The 12,714-nt window shown below is 64.8% G+C and carries 10 protein-coding genes; 5 read left to right on the top strand and 5 right to left on the bottom strand.

Features of this window, described 5'->3' with window-relative positions:
* Positions 1 to 702, bottom strand: a 702-nt coding sequence (locus ACK6AU_RS02930) for an MCP four helix bundle domain-containing protein (protein ID WP_409297662.1), incomplete at its 3' end; no start/stop codon positions are given.
* A gap of 310 nt (positions 703 to 1,012) precedes the next feature.
* Between ACK6AU_RS02930 and ACK6AU_RS02925 the strand changes: the two genes are divergently transcribed.
* Together ACK6AU_RS02925 and ACK6AU_RS02920 are read left to right on the top strand one after the other, a co-directional pair.
* Positions 1,013 to 1,243, top strand: coding sequence for a hypothetical protein (locus tag ACK6AU_RS02925; RefSeq protein WP_185697445.1), 231 nt, complete (start codon positions 1,013 to 1,015; stop codon positions 1,241 to 1,243).
* Positions 1,240 to 1,542 (top strand): cell division protein ZapA, encoded by a 303-nt coding sequence (locus ACK6AU_RS02920; protein WP_185697446.1) that lies wholly within the window; start codon positions 1,240 to 1,242, stop codon positions 1,540 to 1,542. Before ACK6AU_RS02925 ends, ACK6AU_RS02920 begins: the two co-directional genes overlap by 4 nt.
* A 76-nt stretch (positions 1,543 to 1,618) precedes the next feature.
* Here the strand turns inward: ACK6AU_RS02920 and ACK6AU_RS02915 are convergent, their stop codons facing one another.
* Complete coding sequence (locus tag ACK6AU_RS02915) at positions 1,619 to 3,421, bottom strand: acyl-CoA dehydrogenase (RefSeq protein ID WP_409297659.1); 1,803 nt, start codon at positions 3,419 to 3,421, stop codon at positions 1,619 to 1,621.
* 199 nt (positions 3,422 to 3,620) lie between these two features.
* Entirely contained in the window at positions 3,621 to 7,574 is a 3,954-nt protein-coding gene (putA, locus tag ACK6AU_RS02910; RefSeq protein WP_185697448.1) for a trifunctional transcriptional regulator/proline dehydrogenase/L-glutamate gamma-semialdehyde dehydrogenase, read from the bottom strand.
* Positions 7,575 to 7,655: 81 nt separating this feature from the next.
* Between putA and ACK6AU_RS02905 the strand changes: the two genes are divergently transcribed.
* Complete coding sequence (locus ACK6AU_RS02905; RefSeq protein WP_409297657.1) at positions 7,656 to 7,958, top strand: hypothetical protein; 303 nt, start codon at positions 7,656 to 7,658, stop codon at positions 7,956 to 7,958.
* A gap of 77 nt (positions 7,959 to 8,035) precedes the next feature.
* Positions 8,036 to 9,520: a sodium/proline symporter PutP gene (gene putP / locus ACK6AU_RS02900; protein WP_185697449.1), complete on the top strand. Its 1,485-nt coding sequence runs from the start codon at positions 8,036 to 8,038 to the stop codon at positions 9,518 to 9,520.
* 141 nt (positions 9,521 to 9,661) lie between these two features.
* Here putP and ACK6AU_RS02895 read toward each other — a convergent pair whose 3' ends face one another.
* Together ACK6AU_RS02895 and ACK6AU_RS02890 are read right to left on the bottom strand one after the other, a co-directional pair.
* On the bottom strand, positions 9,662 to 10,156 hold the full coding sequence (locus tag ACK6AU_RS02895; protein ID WP_409297655.1) for a DUF2165 family protein: 495 nt from the start codon (positions 10,154 to 10,156) through the stop codon (positions 9,662 to 9,664).
* A 129-nt stretch (positions 10,157 to 10,285) separates the two neighbouring features.
* Positions 10,286 to 11,557, bottom strand: coding sequence for an O-acetylhomoserine aminocarboxypropyltransferase/cysteine synthase family protein (locus tag ACK6AU_RS02890; RefSeq protein ID WP_185697451.1), 1,272 nt, complete (start codon positions 11,555 to 11,557; stop codon positions 10,286 to 10,288).
* A gap of 254 nt (positions 11,558 to 11,811) precedes the next feature.
* On the opposite strand from ACK6AU_RS02890, the gene ACK6AU_RS02885 reads away from it, so the two are divergent.
* A complete protein-coding gene (locus ACK6AU_RS02885) occupies positions 11,812 to 12,648 on the top strand; it encodes a 23S rRNA (adenine(2030)-N(6))-methyltransferase RlmJ (protein WP_409297652.1) in 837 nt (278 codons plus the stop codon).
* The last annotated feature ends 66 nt before the right edge of the window (positions 12,649 to 12,714 follow it).

Raw genomic sequence — 12,714 nt, 5'->3', positions numbered from 1 at the left:
GGTCAGGTTGCCCTCGGCGATCTCCTCGGCGGCTTCCAGGGCCTTGGCGATCGGCTGGGTGATGCTGCGGGTCAGCAGCCAGGCGAACAGCAAGGTCAGGCCGCTGGCCAGCACCAGCAGTGCCACCACCAGCTCGAAGGCGCTGTGGTACTGCCTGGCAGCCTCCTCGGCGGCGGCGGTGGAGTAGCGGGTATTGATCTGTACCAGGCGGTTGAGGGTGCTATTGATCGCCTCGGCGTTGGTCAGCAGTTGATTGTTGAGCAACGCTTGCATGGCCTCCAGCTGGCCGTTGCGCGACAGCTCGATCAACTGGCCTTCCAATTGGCGATGGCGGGTCAGCGCCTTGACGTATTCGGCGTAGGCGGCCCGCTCTTCGGGGAGGCTGATCAGGGCTTCGTAGAGCGGACGGATCTGGTCGATCTCCTGGTTGCGTTCGAGGATGGTCTCCAGCGCCTTTTGCTGGGCCTCGGGGTCGCGATTGACCAGCAGGCGGTAGGCATTGACCCGCAGGCGCAGGCTCAACTGGGTGAAGTCATCGACGCTCTTGATGCTGGGGAGGGTGTCCTGGGTGATCAGCTCGGTGGCCGCGTGGATCTTGCCCATCCGGTTCAGCGCAAAGACACCGAGAAACAGCATCAGGCAGCCGATCAGGGCGAATCCGAGGAAAGCTCGCGGGGCGATGTTCATGGTGCGCAGGGACATTGTTTTCACCTGTGTGAAGCGCGACTGGCGCTTTGAGAAATGGATAAGCACCTGGGCTATCGCATGGAGAAAATGCTTCTTGAACCGCCAAAAGCGGTTTCAGAAATTTCCATTGGCTCGCCCGATTTTTCGAGAAAAGTCCTAGCGTCCGACCGGGGGCAGGAACCCCAGGGGAGAATGGCAGTCTCTAGCAGCTCTCGCGGAAGGGTCATCGCCAGTAAAATCAAGGCCTTGCGCCTGGATAACCCTGGCATCCAGGGTGACTTTTCTTTATCGTACGCGCCCTTTGCAAAAAGCCCGGAAGATCAAAATGTTGGAAGCATCCCTCAGCCAATTGGAACAGCTTGTCAGCGACCTGGTGGTACAGAACCAGGAACTGCTCGGCACGAACGAAACCCTCAAGGCACAACTGGCCCAGGCCAAGGATGAGAACGAAAGCCTGCAACTGAACCTGATGGAGCAGGAAGAGAAGCACGGTGCCACCGCTGCCCGCATCCAGGCCCTGGTTGAGCGCGTCACTGCGAGCCCGGCCAACCCATGAGACATCACAGCGATGGGGTGAGAGTGGTCACGATCCTCGGCGAGGACTATTCGCTCAAGGCGCCGGCCGGGCAGGAACAGGTCCTGATGGATGCGGTGCAGATGCTCCAGGCCACCCTGGCCGATACCAAGAAAAAATTCCCGACCCTGATCGGCGAGCGCCTGCTGGTGCTGGCGGCGATGAACCTGTGCTCCCAGCAACTGGAAATGCAGAAGCGTCACGAACAAGAACTCGAGCGCTACCAGGAACAGGTGAGCGCCACGGTCGACGTGATCGCCAAGACCATCCAGCAGAACTGACACCGCCGAGCCGCCTCAGCCCGTAGCGGCTGGAATCACGCAAAGGCCCCGACACGCTTGCCGGGGCCCGTGGCGCTCAGAACCACTCGTCGCGCATGGCCAGGCAAGTGTCGTCCCGGGCTTCCAGGAGCCTCAGTTCATGCTCGCAGCCGGGCACTTCCCAGGTCAGGAAATAGCGCGCAGCCTGCCGCTTGCCCAGGTAGAAATCCCGATCCGCCGCCTCTCCCCGGGCCAGGCCTTCCTCGGCGCGGATCGCCTGCTCCAGCCAGCGCCAGCCAATCACCGCATGGCCGAAGGCTTTCAGGTAGAGCGCCGAGTTGGCCAGGGTTGCGGTGACCTTGCCAATGGCCAGGTCGCCCAGTAGGCCCAGGGTCACGGTTTGCAGGCGCGCCACCAGTTGCTCCAGGGGCTGGCGCAGGGCGTCCAGGCTGGAATGGGCCTGGGCGCGGCCGCAGGTCTCGATGATCAGGCGGATCAGGCGCTTGAGCCCGGCGCCGCCATTCTGTGCCAGCTTGCGTCCCAGCAGGTCCAGGGACTGGATGCCGTGGGTGCCCTCGTGGATCGGGTTCAGGCGGTTGTCGCGGTAGTACTGCTCCACCGGATACTCGCGGGTGTAGCCATGGCCGCCGAGGATCTGGATCGCCAGTTCGTTGGCCTTGAGGCAGAACTCTGAAGGCCAGGACTTGACGATCGGGGTCAGCAGGTCCAGCAACTCGTGGGCCTGCTGGCGTCCGGCCTCATCGTCCAGGGTGGTGGTGTCGTCGAATAACCGGGCCGCGTACAGGCCCAGGTCGAATGCGCCTTCGACATAGGCCTTCTGGGCCAGCAGCATCCGGCGCACGTCGGCGTGCTGGATGATCGCCACCTGGGGCGCGCTCGGGTCCTTGCCATCTGGCAGGCGTCCCTGCGGGCGTTCACGAGCGTATTCCAGGGAGTACAGGTAGCCGGCATAGCCGAGCATCACCGCGCCCATGCCGACGCCGATGCGCGCCTCGTTCATCATTTGGAACATGTAGGACAGGCCAGCATGGGGCTTGCCCACCAGATAGCCGACACACTCGCCGTTATCGCCGAAGTTCAGCGCAGTCGAAGTGGTGCCGCGATAGCCCATCTTGTGGAACAGGCCGGCCAGCAGCACGTCGTTGCGCTGGCCCAGGGAGCCATCGGCGTTGACCAGGAACTTGGGCACGATGAACAGCGAGATGCCCTTCACCCCGGGCGGTGCATCCGGCAGCTTGGCCAGCACCATGTGCACGATGTTCTGCGCCAGCGAGTGGTCGCCACCGGAGATGAAGATCTTGTTGCCCTTGATCCGGTAGCTGCCGTCGCCGGCCGGTTCGGCGCGGGTGCGGATATCCGCCAGCGAGGAGCCGGCGTGGGGTTCGGTCAGGGCCATGGTGCCGAAGAAGCGACCGTCGATCATCGGCTGCAAAAAGCGCTGTTTCTGCTCCTGGCTACCGAAGCTCTCGATCAGGTTGGCTGCGCCCATGGTCAGGAAGGGGTAGGCGGAGCTGCCGACGTTGGCCGCCTGGAAGTGGGCGAAGCAGGCTTGGGACAGCAGGGTCGGCAGTTGCATGCCGCCGGCCTCGAAGTCGCGGGTAGCATTGAGGAAGCCGGCCTCGAGAAAGGCGTCCACCGCCGGCTTCACTTCGGGGATCAATACCGCCTGGCCGTTTTCATAACGCGGTTCGTGCTCGTCGCCCTTGCGGTTGTGCGGGGCGAAGTACTTCTCGGCGATGCTGCGGGCGGTACCCAGGGCGGCGTCGAAGGTTTCGCGATTGTGTTCGGCAAACCGTTCGCGCTGGGTCAGGCCCTCGGCATCGAGCACCTCATACAGTTCAAAAGCCAGATTGCGGGAACTGAGCAAGGTCTCGGACATGGCGGCTTACCTGTTGATTGAGGAAATGAGCCGAGTCTAGACCTGTGAATGAAGGTCGGATAGGAAGATTGATAGGCGTGATGAAGCAGGAGAAACCAAGCGGCAAGCGGCAAGCGGCAAGTTGCAAGCCAGAGCCAGAAGCAAAAACGGCAAGCAAAGGCCGTTGCCCCTGCTTGCCGCTTGTAGCTTGCCGCTGCTTTTAACCGATGGTCATCAGGCTGGCGTTGCCGCCGGCCGCCGCGGTGTTGACGCTCAGGGCGCGTTCGATCACCAGGCGTTCCAGGGCGACCGCGGTTTCGCCCTGGGACAGGCCCTGGACGCCGACGATGGCACCGGCGCGCTGGGCCACCTGCTGGCAGACGCCGCGCAGCTGGTCGGAGTCGCCGTGGTGCAGGACCGCGTCGAACACGGCCTCATCCTTGGTCCAGTCGGCCACGCGCTTGATGCGGACCTGGACTTCCCGGGGCAGGCGGCCGAACAGGGCCTTGGACACGGCGTTTTCCGGCCAGACCGCCGAACCGCCGACGGCCAGTACCGCCGCCAGTTGCGTCAGCAGGTCGCCTTCGATTTCCGCCAGGCACAGCACGTGCTCGCGGGGCAGGATGGCGTAGCTGTTGCGCTCGCCGGTCGGGCCGGCCAGCTGCCGGGTGATCCCGCTCTGCGACTGCCCGGCGAACTGTTTGCACAGGGCCGAGAGTTCCGCCAGCTTGGCGCTGTCGGCCCAGGCTTGCAGGGCCGACAGCGGCTTGAGCAGCGACTCGCGCAGGCGCAGGTCCGGGGCGCTGATGGCGTCGGCACGGACGAAGGACTGCTCGATGGCGTCCACCGGACGGGTCGACAGCAGGCGGTACAGGTACAGCGGGCCGCCGGCTTTCGGGCCGGTGCCCGACAGGCCTTCGCCACCGAATGGCTGCACGCCGACCACGGCACCGACGATGTTGCGGTTGACGTACATGTTGCCGGCGTTGACGTTGTCCACCACCTTGGCGATGGTCTCGTCGATCCGGGTATGCACGCCCAGGGTCAGGCCGTAGCCGGAAGCGTTGATCTGGGCGATCAGCTGGTCGATGTCCTTGCGCTTGTAGCGCACCACGTGCAGCACCGGGCCGAAGATCTCGCGCTGCAGTTCGTCGAAGCTTTCCAGCTCGATCAGGGTCGGCATGACGAAGGTGCCGCGCTTGATTTCCTCGCCTTCGGCAATGGCCACCTGATACACGGTACGGCCTTTGTCGCGCATGCCCTGGATGTGTTTCTCGATCCCGGCCTTGGCCTCGGCGTCGATCACCGGGCCGATGTCCACGGCCAGGCGCTCGGGGTTGCCAAGGCGGCTTTCGGCCATGGCGCCCTTGAGCATCTCGATCACGCGGTCGGCGGAGTCTTCCTGCAGGCACAGTACGCGCAGGGCCGAGCAACGCTGGCCGGCACTGTCGAAGGCCGAGGACACCACGTCGATCACCACCTGCTCGGTCAGGGCCGAGGAATCGACGATCATCGCGTTCTGGCCACCGGTCTCGGCGATCAGCGGGATAGGCCGGCCCTGGTTGTCCAGGCGTCCGGCGATGTTGCGTTGCAGCAGGCGGGCGACTTCGGTGGAGCCGGTGAACATCACGCCCTTGACCCGCTCGTCGCCGACCAGGCCGGCGCCGACGGTCTCGCCACGGCCTGGCAGCAGTTGCAGCACGCCTTCGGGGATACCGGCTTCCAGCATCAGGCGCACGGCCTGGGCGGCCACCAGCGGGGTCTGCTCGGCAGGCTTGGCCAGTACCGGGTTGCCGGCGGCCAGGGCTGCGGCCACCTGGCCGGAGAAGATCGCCAGCGGGAAGTTCCACGGGCTGATGCACACCACCGGGCCCAGCGGGCGGTGGGCGTCGTTGCTGAAATCGTTGCGGGCCTGCACCGCGTAGTAGCGCAGGAAGTCCACGGCCTCGCGCACTTCGGCGATGGCGTTGGCGAAGGTCTTGCCGGCCTCGCGGACCAGCAGGCCCATCAGCGGCTGGATCTCGCCTTCCATCAGGTCGGCGGCGCGTTCCAGGATCGCCGCGCGTTCGGCCGGCGGGGTTGCCTGCCAGATCGGTGCGGCATTGAGGGCGCATTGGACGGCGTTGTCGACGTCGGCGACGGTGGCTTCCTGGACGTGGCCCACCACGTCGCGGTGGTCGGACGGGTTGAGCACTGGGGTCGCGGGCTCGTCGCTGGCCGGGCAGCCGAGCATCGGCGCGGCCTTCCAGTCGTTATGGGCAGTGGCCAGCAGGGCGCAGGACAGCGACGCCAGGCGATGCTCGTTGGCCATGTCGATGCCGGCCGAGTTGGCGCGGTCGGTGCCGTACAGGTCGCGCGGCAGCGGGATGCGCGGGTGCGGCAGGCCGACGCCGCCTTCCAGGGTGGCCATCTGCTCGATCTGGCTGACCGGGTCGGCCACCAGTTCCTGGATCGAGATCGACTGGTCGGCGATACGGTTGACGAACGAGGTGTTGGCGCCGTTTTCCAGCAGGCGGCGGACCAGGTAGGCCAGCAGGGTCTCGTGGGTGCCCACCGGAGCGTAGACGCGGCATGGGCGGTTCAGCTTGCCGTCGGCGACCTTGCCCACCACTTGTTCGTACAGCGGCTCACCCATGCCGTGCAGGCACTGGAACTCGTACTGGCCGGGGTAGTAGTTCTGGCCGGCGATATGGTAGATCGCGGACAGGGTATGGGCGTTGTGCGTGGCGAATTGCGGGTAGATGACTTCCGGCACCGACAGCAGCTTGCGCGCGCAAGCGATGTAGGAGACGTCGGTGTACACCTTGCGGGTGTAGACCGGGTAGCCTTCCAGGCCCTCGACCTGGGCGCGCTTGATCTCGCTGTCCCAGTAGGCGCCCTTCACCAGGCGGATCATCAGGCGGTGGCGGCTGCGGCGCGCCAGGTCGATGACGTAGTCGATCACGTACGGGCAGCGCTTCTGGTAAGCCTGGATCACGAAGCCGATACCGTTCCAGCCGGCCAGTTGCGGCTCGAAGCACAGGCGCTCGAGCAGGTCCAGGGACAGCTCCAGGCGGTCGGCTTCCTCGGCGTCGATGTTCAGGCCGATGTCGTACTGCTTGGCCAGCAGGGTCAGGGACAGCAGGCGTGGGTACAGCTCTTCCATCACGCGCTCGTACTGGGCACGGCTATAGCGCGGGTGCAGGGCCGAGAGCTTGATCGAGATGCCCGGGCCTTCGTAGATGCCGCGACCGTGGGAGGCTTTGCCGATCGAGTGGATGGCCTGCTCGTAGGACGCCAGGTATTTCTGCGCGTCGTGCTCGGTCAGTGCCGCTTCACCGAGCATGTCGTAGGAGTAGCGGAAGCCCTTGGCTTCGAACTTGCTGGCGTTGGCCAGGGCTTCGGCGATGGTCTCGCCGGTGACGAACTGCTCGCCCATCAGGCGCATGGCCATGTCCACGCCCTTGCGGATCATCGGCTCGCCGCTCTTGCCGATGATGCGGCTCAGGGAGGAGGTCAGGCCCGCTTCGTTGTGGGTCGACACCAGCTTGCCGGTGAGCAGCAGGCCCCAGGTGGCGGCGTTGACGAACAGCGACGGGCTGTTGCCCAGGTGCGGCTGCCAGTTGCCGGTGCTGATCTTGTCGCGGATCAGCGCGTCGCGGGTGCCCTTGTCGGGGATGCGCAGCAGGGCCTCGGCCAGGCACATCAGCGCCACGCCTTCCTGGGACGACAGGGAAAACTCCTGCAGCAGGCCCTGGACGATGCCGGCCCGGCCGCCGGCGCTCTTCTGGTTGCGCAGTTTTTCGGCGATGGAGGCGGCCAGCTTGTTGGCGGCCTCGGCGGTGGTGGCCGGCAGGCGCGCCTGCTCCAGCAGCATCGGCACTACCTCCGGCTCTGGCCGGCGATAGGCCGCGGTGATGGAGGCGCGCAGTACCGATTGCGGCAGGATGCTCTCGGCGAATTCGAGGAAGCATTGGTGAGCATGGTCGGTGATCACTTCGCCGGCGTCGTCGCCGTCGCGAGCGATGGCGTTGCTCAGCTCGGTCAGGGTTGCACCACCCTCGAGTTTCTCCAGGTAATTGAAGATCGCCTGCTTGATCAGCCAGTGCGGAGTCCGATCAATCGAGGCCGCGGCCGCCTTGAGACGTTCGCGGGTAGGGTCGTCGAGTTTGACCCCAAGGGTGGTGGTAGCCATATTTTTATCCTCATGTTTGCCACGCGAGTGTGGCATCAGCTGGCGGCAAGATTATCCGCGAGCCGAAGCAGGTGCAACCGGGTGCAACCCATTTTTACCGGGAAAAAACCGCAGCTTGTCAGGAATAAAATTCCGCTACACAAAGTAGGGAGTCGATCTGGTGCATTCGCTTCTGAAAAAGATTTTCCTTGCTCCCAAAAGGAGCAAAAACGTCAACAACCGCTGATTTATCGACAAGGTGCAACTGATTCACGTCAAATCGGTTGCACCTTATTCATTTTGTTGCATAGGATTCGCGCCCAAGGTGCAACCGTCTTCGCGACCGGGGCATCGGCTGGTGGCTTTCCTGGGGAAACATCAGTCATAAATGCGCGGCACGCCTGAACGTTTCCCAAGCAACCTCGTTTGGTGGCGTGGGGCAGTGACCGCCGCACCATAAAAACAAAGCCAGGGCGTTATTCATGAGTGCAAGCAATCCAACCCTGATCACGTTCGTGATCTACATCGCGGCAATGGTGCTGATCGGCTTCATGGCCTATCGCTCCACCAACAACCTTTCCGACTACATTCTTGGTGGCCGCAGCCTGGGTAGCGTGGTGACCGCGCTTTCCGCCGGCGCTTCCGACATGAGTGGCTGGTTGCTGATGGGCCTGCCGGGCGCCATCTACATGTCCGGCCTGTCCGAGAGCTGGATCGCCATCGGCCTGATCGCCGGTGCCTACCTGAACTGGCTATTCGTGGCCGGTCGCCTGCGGGTACAGACCGAGCACAACGGTGACGCGCTGACCCTGCCGGACTACTTCTCCAGCCGTTTCGAAGACAAGAGCGGCCTGCTGCGGATCATCTCCGCGGTGGTGATCCTGGTGTTCTTCACCATCTACTGCGCTTCCGGCATCGTCGCCGGCGCCCGCCTGTTCGAAAGCACCTTCGGCATGTCCTACGAGACCGCGCTGTGGGCCGGTGCGGCGGCCACCATCGCCTACACCTTCGTCGGCGGCTTCCTGGCGGTGAGCTGGACCGACACCGTGCAAGCCACGCTGATGATCTTCGCCCTGATCCTCACGCCGATCATCGTGCTGCTGGCCACCGGTGGCGTCGACACCACCTTCCTGGCCATCGAGGCCAAGGACCCCACCAGCTTCGACATGCTCAAGAACACCACCTTCATCGGCATCGTCTCGCTGATGGGCTGGGGCCTGGGCTACTTCGGCCAACCGCACATCCTGGCGCGCTTCATGGCCGCCGATTCGGTCAAGTCGATCGCCAACGCCCGTCGCATCTCCATGACCTGGATGATCCTGTGCCTGGGCGGCACCGTGGCCGTGGGCTTCTTCGGCATCGCCTACTTCTCGGCGCATCCCGACGTGGCCGGTCCTGTGACCGAGAACCCTGAGCGGGTGTTCATCGAACTGGCCAAGCTGCTGTTCAACCCATGGATCGCCGGTGTGCTGCTGTCGGCCATCCTGGCGGCGGTCATGAGTACCCTGAGCTGCCAGCTGCTGGTGTGCTCCAGCGCCCTGACCGAAGACTTCTACAAGGCGTTCCTGCGCAAGGGCGCGTCCCAGCTGGAACTGGTCTGGGTCGGCCGGGCCATGGTGCTGGTGGTGGCGCTGGTCGCCATCGCCATGGCCGCCAACCCGGAAAACCGCGTACTGGGCCTGGTGAGCTATGCCTGGGCCGGTTTCGGCGCGGCCTTCGGTCCTGTGGTGCTGATCTCGGTCCTGTGGAAAGGCATGACCCGCAACGGCGCACTGGCTGGGATCGTGGTCGGTGCCGTGACCGTGATCCTGTGGAAGCACTTCGCCCTGCTGGGCCTGTACGAAATCATCCCGGGCTTCATCTTCGCCAGCCTGGCGATCGTCCTGGTGAGCAAGCTGGGCGCACCGAGTGCCGGCATGGTCCAGCGCTTCGAAGCCGCCGAGAAGGATTTCAAGCTCAACCACTGAGTGCCTGATCCGGCCCCTGTCTTTTCGGGGACACAATGAAAACGGCCCGCTGCGGTGACGCAGCGGGCCGTTTTTTTCGCCTTCTGAAGCCGCAGCAGGCTGCGAGCGAACGTAGAGAAGGGTGGCCGTGGCGGGCGCGGCTCAGTGCAGCTCAGCGTCGGGCTGGTTGAGGAAGATCAGCACGCCGAGGATCGCCATGTAGAACTTGAACGCCGCTTCCTGGCCGTTCCAGGTGGCGGACTGCCACATCATGAACCACTCCCCGCCCACCACCATGAAACCGAAGAACCAGACGCAGAAACCCAGGCAGAAGCCGGCGATGGCCCAATGCTTGGCGCGATTGAAGTCGCAGGCAGCGCCGTGGCGTGCACGCCACAGGCGGGCGCCGCCGAGCACCAGCAGCACGCCGGTCGCGGCTTCGCCGGCGATGATCAGCCAGTAGCCGGCATTCCACAGCAGCGGCTGGGTGATGGCCCGGCCGGTAGCGCTGTTGCCCGCAAAGACGCTGTCCATGCTCAGCACGTGCTGGACGAAGGCGAAGTTGGAACCGTAGTCGCTGATGTTGTTGTAGGCCACCAGCAGGGCGAAGGCGGCGACCGCTAGGGTCATGGTGATCTTTACGTAGCGCACGAGCATGTCAGGGTCCTTTGATAGGGAAACGATCCTTGGGGGGAGGGGGATCCTGGGAGGGTATGGCGAGGGCAGCTTAGTGGCGCGGGGAAAGAGGAGCAAGGGCCCCGCCGGTGCGGGCGGGGCCGGTTTGGATCAGGCTTGGCGCAGGGCCTGGTCCAGGTCTTCGAGCAGGTCCTCGATGGCTTCGATACCCACCGAGAGGCGGATCATCTCCGGCTTGACCCCGGCCTTGGCCTGTTCCTGTTCGTTCATCTGCCGGTGGGTGGTGGAGGCCGGGTGGCAGGCCAGGGACTTGGCGTCGCCGATGTTCACCAGGCGCTTGAAGATCTGCAGCGCATCGTAGAAACGTACGCCCGCCTCGTAGCCGCCCTTGAGGCCGAAGGAGAGGATCGCCGACGGCTTGCCCTGCATGTATTTGCGCGCCAGTTCGTGGTGCGGATGGTCCTCCAGGCCCGCATAGCTGACCCAGGCCACCAGCGGGTGGGCCTTGAGGAACTGCGCCACCTTGAGGGCGTTGTCGGTATGGCGCTCCATGCGCAGGGCCAGGGTCTCCAGGCCTTGCAGCAACAGGAAGGCATTCATGGGCGCCAGGGCCGCGCCGGTGTTGCGCAGCGGCACGGTGCGGGCCCGGGCGACGAAGGCCGCCGGGCCGAACTTCTCGGTGTAGACCACGCCGTGATAGGCCGGCTCGGGGGTATTGAGGCTGGCGAACTTCCGTGGGTGCTCGGCCCAGGGGAAGTTGCCACTGTCGACGATCACGCCGCCCAGGGCGTTGCCATGGCCACCCACGTACTTGGTCACCGAATGCACGACGATGTCGGCGCCGAACTGGATCGGCTTGCACAGGATCGGCGTGGCCACGGTGTTGTCCACCATCAGCGGCACGCCCCGGGCGTGGGCGACCTGGGCCAGGCCTTCGATATCGACGATGTTGCCCGCCGGGTTGCCGATGCTCTCGCAGTACACCGCCTTGGTGTTGTCGTCGATCAGTTCGGCGATGGCCTCGGGGGAGTCGTCGCGGGCGAAGCGCACTTCGACGCCGAAGCTGGGCAGCAGGTGGGCGAACAGGGTATAGGTGCCGCCGTACAGTTGCGGGGTGGAGACGATGTTGTCGCCGGCCTGGGTCAGGGTCTGGATGGCGTAGTGGATCGCGGCGCTACCGGCCGATACCGCCAGCGCCGCGACCCCGCCTTCCAGGGCGGCGATGCGTTGTTCCAGCACATCGTTGGTGGGATTCATGATCCGGGTATAGATGTTGCCCGGCACATCGAGGTTGAACAGGTCGGCACCGTGCTGGGCGTTGTCGAACTCGAAGGCGACGTTCTGGTAGATGGGCACGGCCACGGCCTTGGTGGCGGGGTCCGACTTGAATCCATGGTGCAGCGCAATCGTTGCGTCTTTCATAAATTCTCAACTCAGTAGCAGTCCATTAATGAGCACAGCCAGGCAGGGTCGTGCCCGTACAGCAGTCAGTGGTCCCTTGTGTCTGAGTCGCCAGCAACCGCTTGGTGCACTGCCGCTTGGTCGCGGCAGGCGGGTCAGTGTCCATCAGGCGTGGCGGATGGGCAAGCTGGCGCGCCGTGCTGGGCGAATGCGATGGCCTGTCCTGACGCGGTCCTTGGCACAGGGTAAACTTGCGCTCCTGCGCAGGAGCAACCATGAACTATCGTCACGCCTTCCATGCCGGCAATCACGCCGACGTCTTCAAACACCTGACCCTGACCCGCCTCATCGCCCTGATGTCGCGCAAGGAGCAGCCGTTCGCCTATATCGACAGTCATGCCGGTATCGGCCTGTACGACCTCAAGGGCGACCAGGCGACACGCACCGGCGAGTACCTGGAGGGCATCGCCCGGCTGTGGGGCGCGGACGACCTGCCGGAGCTGACCGCCGACTACATGCGCGTGCTGCGCCGGCTGAACCCGGATGGCGAGCTGCGCTACTACCCCGGTTCCCCGGAGCTGGCCCGGCGCCTGATGCGCAACCAGGACCGGGCGCTGCTCAACGAGAAGCATCCCGAGGATGGCCTGCTGCTCAAGGACAACATGAAGGGCGACCGGCGAGTGGCGGTACACCTGGGCGAGGGCTGGCATGTGGCCCGGGCGCTGCTGCCGGTGGCGGAGAAGCGGGCGGTGATGTTGATCGACCCGCCGTTCGAGCAGCTCGACGAGATGCAGCGTTGCGCCGCGTCGATGAAGGAAGCCATCGGTCGCATGCGCCAGACCGTGGCGGCCATCTGGTATCCGGTCAAGGACCAGCGCGCCCTGCGCCGTTTCTACCAGGACCTGGCCGGCACTGGCGCGCCGAAGCTGCTGCGGGTGGAATTGCTGGTGCATCCGCTGGACACGCCCAACAGCCTCAACGGTTCGGGCCTGGCCATCGCCAACCCGCCGTGGGGCCTGGAGGAGGAACTGCGTGAGCTGCTGCCCTGGCTGTCGCAAAAGCTCGGCCAGACCCAGGGCGGCTGGCAGATGGACTGGCTGATCGCGGAATAACAGCCACGAGCTATAAGCGGCAAGCGGCAAGCGGCAAGCGGCAAGCGGCAAGCCGACGGCGAACCA

This window comes from Pseudomonas sp. KCJK8993, from assembly GCF_046230915.1.
Lineage (GTDB): Bacteria > Pseudomonadota > Gammaproteobacteria > Pseudomonadales > Pseudomonadaceae > Aquipseudomonas > Aquipseudomonas piscis.
This window is presented reverse-complemented; position numbering and strand designations above follow the sequence as displayed.

Bases quoted from the DNA above. Each gene is read 5' to 3' on its own strand.
- ACK6AU_RS02925 (WP_185697445.1), top strand. From the start codon at position 1,013: ATGTTGGAAGCATCCCTCAGCCAATTGGAACAGCTTGTCAGCGACCTG.
- ACK6AU_RS02920 (WP_185697446.1), top strand. From the start codon at position 1,240: ATGAGACATCACAGCGATGGGGTGAGAGTGGTCACGATCCTCGGCGAG.
- ACK6AU_RS02915 (WP_409297659.1), bottom strand. From the start codon at position 3,421: ATGTCCGAGACCTTGCTCAGTTCCCGCAATCTGGCTTTTGAACTGTAT.
- putA (WP_185697448.1), bottom strand. From the start codon at position 7,574: ATGGCTACCACCACCCTTGGGGTCAAACTCGACGACCCTACCCGCGAA.
- putP (WP_185697449.1), top strand. From the start codon at position 8,036: ATGAGTGCAAGCAATCCAACCCTGATCACGTTCGTGATCTACATCGCG.
- ACK6AU_RS02895 (WP_409297655.1), bottom strand. From the start codon at position 10,156: ATGCTCGTGCGCTACGTAAAGATCACCATGACCCTAGCGGTCGCCGCC.
- ACK6AU_RS02890 (WP_185697451.1), bottom strand. From the start codon at position 11,557: ATGAAAGACGCAACGATTGCGCTGCACCATGGATTCAAGTCGGACCCC.
- ACK6AU_RS02885 (WP_409297652.1), top strand. From the start codon at position 11,812: ATGAACTATCGTCACGCCTTCCATGCCGGCAATCACGCCGACGTCTTC.